This is a genomic window from Phenylobacterium sp., assembly GCF_030654915.1.
Classification (GTDB): Bacteria; Pseudomonadota; Alphaproteobacteria; order Caulobacterales; family Caulobacteraceae; genus Phenylobacterium.
On the sequence record NZ_JAURWM010000013.1, the window covers coordinates 1 to 3828 of the forward strand.

The window sequence follows — 3828 nt, forward strand, 5'->3', positions numbered from 1 at the left end:
CGCGCCAGCCATTGGCGACCAGTTGCAATATGCCGTGAGTGACGAAGGCCGCCGACACCGGCAGGACGAGGACCAGGCCCCCCATCAGGACCAGGCCGCCGGCCATGCCGAACACACCCGACAAGGTGGCCGTGACAAAGCCCAATACGCTGATGAAAAGAGCCGCGGGAATGCTCACTGGGGTCGTCCTCCGGGTTGCGACCCGCCCCGACGATGGACACAGGCCACCCACGGTCACGGACCAGCTGCGCGTCGCGCGCGAAAGAATGCGGGTCCGCCCGCTCACCCTCCGGAGGAAGGCGCCTCGTCTCCGGGCCAGGGATCACGCCGCTGCGGATCAGACCTGAGGCCCCAGGAACGATGTTTGGTCTACACCCCTCCAAGCGTGGCCGTCGAGCGCGGCCAAAGAAAAAGGCCCCGGCGAACGCCAGGGCCTTTCCCAAGAAGCCGACAGGGTCGGATCGAAAGACTAGTTCCGGAAGACGGCCGCCGTGGACGGGTCGGCCGGCATTTCGCGGTACTGGCGCACCTCGTGACGACCGACCACCATGTGGTGGACCTCGTCCGGGCCGTCGGCCAGGCGCAGGGTCCGGGTGGAGGTGTACATCCGGGCCAGCGGGGTCTTTTGGCTGACACCGAGGGCGCCGTGCATCTGGATCGCCTGGTCGATGATCAGGCAGACCCGCTCGGGCACCATGGCCTTGACCATGTGGATCCAGATCCGGGCTTCGTCGCGCGGCAGCACGTCCATGGCCTTGGCCGCCTTCAGGACCATCAGGCGCATGGCTTCGATCTCGATGCGGGCGCGGCTGACGATCTCGATATTGCCGCCCAGCTGGATGATCGGCTTGCCGAACGCCTCACGGGTCAGGCCGCGCGTGACCAGCAGGTCCAGGGCCTTTTCAGCCTGGCCGATGGCGCGCATGCAGTGGTGGATCCGGCCTGGGCCGAGGCGCAGTTGGCTGATCTCGAAGCCGCGGCCCTCGCCCAGCAGCATGTTTTCCTTCGGCACCCGCACATTGTCGAACACGATGTGCATGTGGCCGTGCGGCGCGTCGGGATCACCAAAGACGTTCATCGGGCCGAGGATCTTCACGCCGGGCGCGTCGGTGGGCACCAGGATCTGCGACTGGCGCAGGTGGGGCGGACCGTCCGGGCTGGTCTGGACCATGGTGATCATGATCTTGCAGCGCGGGTCGCCGGCGCCGGAGATGTAGTGCTTCTCGCCGTTGATGATGTACTCGTCGCCCACCAGGGTGGCGCGAGTGTTGATGTTCTTGGCGTCCGACGAGGCGGCGTTCACCTCGGTCATGGCGAAGGCCGAGCGGATCTTGCCGGCCAGCAGGGGCTCCAGCCATTCCTTTTTCTGCGCCGGCGTGCCCACGCGCTCCAGCACTTCCATGTTGCCGGTGTCGGGCGCGGCGCAGTTCATCACTTCCGACGACATCGGGTTCTTGCCCAGCTCGACGGCGATATAGGCGTAGTCGAGGTTGGACAGGCCCTCGCCGGTGTGGGCGTCGGGCAGGAAGAAGTTCCAGAGGCCTTCGGCCTTGGCCTTGTCCTTAGCCACTTCAAGCACTTCGAGCTGGCCCGGGGCGTAGCTCCAGATGTCGGTCTTGTTCTCACCGAGGCGATGGAATTCCTCGCTCATCGGCTGGACGGTTTCCTTGATGAACCGCCGCACGTGCTCGAGCAGCGGCATCGCCTTTTCGCTCATCCGCAGGTCGTTGAGTTCGTCCATCGGGTTCAGCTTGAAGCTGGACTGCGCCTTGTCCTGGGCTTGGGTCATCTGGTCTCTCCCACTGCGGTTCATGCGGACGGCCCCGTCTCGTCAGGGCCAAATTCAGTGTCATCGGTCTTGCGACAGACAATAGGGCGCTAGCTTTGGCTCATATTTGCCCAAAATCAAACAAGCGTTTCAATTTTTCACACAAGGCGTGACCACCGCGGCCGAGAGGCTGAGCCAAATCCCGCAAGGCGGCGTCCATGTATGGCCGGGTCTTCGCCCGGCCATGCCAAAGCGGCCCGCCCCCGCCCGGACCTAGACCGTGTGGCAGACGGCCTCGATGTTGTGACCATCGGGATCGAGGACGAAAGCGCCGTAGTAGTTGGGGTGGTACTCGGCGCGCACGCCGGGCGGACCGTTGTCGGTCCCGCCAGCCGCCATGGCGGCGGCGTAGAACGCGTCGACACTCGCCCGATCAGCTGCGGCCAACGCCAGATGGACATGACCCGGGGTGCCGCCCGTGCCGATCCAGAAATAGGGCTTTCCGTCCGAGCCGTAGCCGAGATGGGCGTGGCCGCCCGACATCTCGGGGGTGACCTCCATCACCACGGCGACGCCGAGCGGTTTCAGCGCGGCGTCGTAAAAGGCGCGGGCCTTGGCGAAATCGCTGACCGACAGTCCAACATGATCGAGCATTTAGTCATCTCCAGCTTAGTGTGCTGAAGAGACTAACGACCAACGCGCCAGATCGTGTCAGCAATCCGCCAGGCCCGCTCCTGACTACCTTGCGGTCAGTTGATCGGCGCCTTTGCAGGCGCTCTCGACCAGGGCCTTGTCTTCAACGCTCTTGGCCGGGGCGCTCGTCGCGGTGCGCCAGTTGGCCGACAGCTCCAGCGGCTTCTTTGGCGAATAGCCGCCGAGGCTGATCAGCGTCTTGCTCTTGCAGTCGATGGCGGTGACGAAGCCGACACCGTCGGCCTTGCCTGGGCCCGAAGGACCCATGCGCGGTTCAACCCCCGGCTTGCCGACCGCCTGCATCACCACGACCTTGCCGGTCTGAGTGTCGCGGTAGGAATAGTCGCTGTCATAGGACCATTCGAGGCCGGTTGGGGTGGTGGCGTAAGACTTCCAAGTTTCGGCCTGGGCGGCGGATGCGACGGCCAAGGCCGACAGTGCGGCGAACGCGATCAAGCGGCGCATGAAATATATCTCCTGGTGGTTCCCTCGCGCCGGACCCTATCTGGGCAGGGCCGGGAGAACAAAGCCGAATCCAAAACGCCCTGGCCTCGCTTGACTCCCAGCGCCCCTGTCCCTACCTCCGGCCAGCGTTAGCACTCAGGGGCCTCGGCTGCTAAAGGTCGGCCCCGGGCGTTTTCGCACCGCATTTCAAACGTCCCGAACGGAGACTTTAATATGGCGTTTCGTCCTCTGGGAGACCGCGTCCTCGTGAAGCGTGTCGAGGAAGAAGAAAAGACCAAGGGCGGGATCATCATCCCCGACACCGCCAAGGAAAAGCCGCAGGAAGGCGAAATCATCGCCGTCGGCCCTGGCGCCCGTGACGACAACGGCAAGATCCAGCCGCTCGACGTCAAGCCCGGCGACAAGATCCTGTTCGGCAAGTGGTCCGGCACTGAGATCAAGATCGACGGCAAGGACCTGCTGATCATGAAGGAAAGCGACGTCCTGGGCGTGGTCGAATAGCCACCCCGACGCCTTCCCTCCCATCCACAACATTCTGAAAGAGCAGGAAAATGGCCGCTAAAGACGTCTATTTCGGTTCCGACGCGCGCGACAAGATGCTGCGCGGCGTCAATACTCTCGCCAACGCGGTTAAGGTGACCCTGGGTCCCAAGGGCCGTAACGTGGTCATCGAGAAGTCCTTCGGCGCTCCGCGCTCGACCAAGGACGGTGTCTCGGTCGCCAAGGAAATCGAACTGGCTGACCGCTTCGAGAACCTCGGCGCCCAGCTGATCCGCGAAGTCGCCTCCAAGACCAACGACAAGGCCGGCGACGGCACCACGACCGCCACGGTCCTGGCCCAAGCCATCGTCGTCGAAGGCCTGAAGTCGGTCGCGGCCGGCATGAACCCGATGGATCTGAAG

General features: G+C 64.2%; 5 protein-coding genes. 2 read left to right on the top strand and 3 right to left on the bottom strand.

Annotated features, from left to right (window positions below; translation table 11 throughout):
- Window positions 1-469 precede the first annotated feature (469 nt).
- The 3 genes from Q7T84_RS00390 to Q7T84_RS00400 form a co-directional block, all read right to left on the bottom strand.
- Window positions 470-1789, bottom strand: a complete 1320-nt coding sequence (locus Q7T84_RS00390; RefSeq protein WP_304805579.1) for an acyl-CoA dehydrogenase family protein — start codon at window positions 1787-1789, stop codon at window positions 470-472.
- Between the two features lie 252 nt (window positions 1790-2041).
- Complete coding sequence (locus tag Q7T84_RS00395; RefSeq protein WP_304805580.1) at window positions 2042-2422, bottom strand: VOC family protein; 381 nt, start codon at window positions 2420-2422, stop codon at window positions 2042-2044.
- An 84-nt stretch (window positions 2423-2506) separates the two neighbouring features.
- Window positions 2507-2926 (bottom strand): hypothetical protein, encoded by a 420-nt coding sequence (locus Q7T84_RS00400; RefSeq protein ID WP_304805581.1) that lies wholly within the window; start codon window positions 2924-2926, stop codon window positions 2507-2509.
- 213 nt (window positions 2927-3139) lie between these two features.
- Between Q7T84_RS00400 and groES the strand changes: the two genes are divergently transcribed.
- Together groES and Q7T84_RS00410 are read left to right on the top strand one after the other, a co-directional pair.
- Window positions 3140-3427, top strand: a complete 288-nt coding sequence (gene groES / locus Q7T84_RS00405) for a co-chaperone GroES (protein ID WP_056731760.1) — start codon at window positions 3140-3142, stop codon at window positions 3425-3427.
- A 50-nt stretch (window positions 3428-3477) separates the two neighbouring features.
- A partial coding sequence (locus Q7T84_RS00410; RefSeq protein WP_304805582.1) for a TCP-1/cpn60 chaperonin family protein occupies window positions 3478-3828 on the top strand: 351 nt, incomplete at its 3' end.

What these genes read in the sequence shown, in the direction of transcription:
- Q7T84_RS00395 (WP_304805580.1), bottom strand. Translation starts at nt 2,422, where the DNA reads ATGCTCGATCATGTTGGACTGTCGGTCAGCGATTTCGCCAAGGCCCGC.
- groES (WP_056731760.1), top strand. Translation starts at nt 3,140, where the DNA reads ATGGCGTTTCGTCCTCTGGGAGACCGCGTCCTCGTGAAGCGTGTCGAG.
- Q7T84_RS00400 (WP_304805581.1), bottom strand. Translation starts at nt 2,926, where the DNA reads ATGCGCCGCTTGATCGCGTTCGCCGCACTGTCGGCCTTGGCCGTCGCA.
- Q7T84_RS00390 (WP_304805579.1), bottom strand. Translation starts at nt 1,789, where the DNA reads ATGACCCAAGCCCAGGACAAGGCGCAGTCCAGCTTCAAGCTGAACCCG.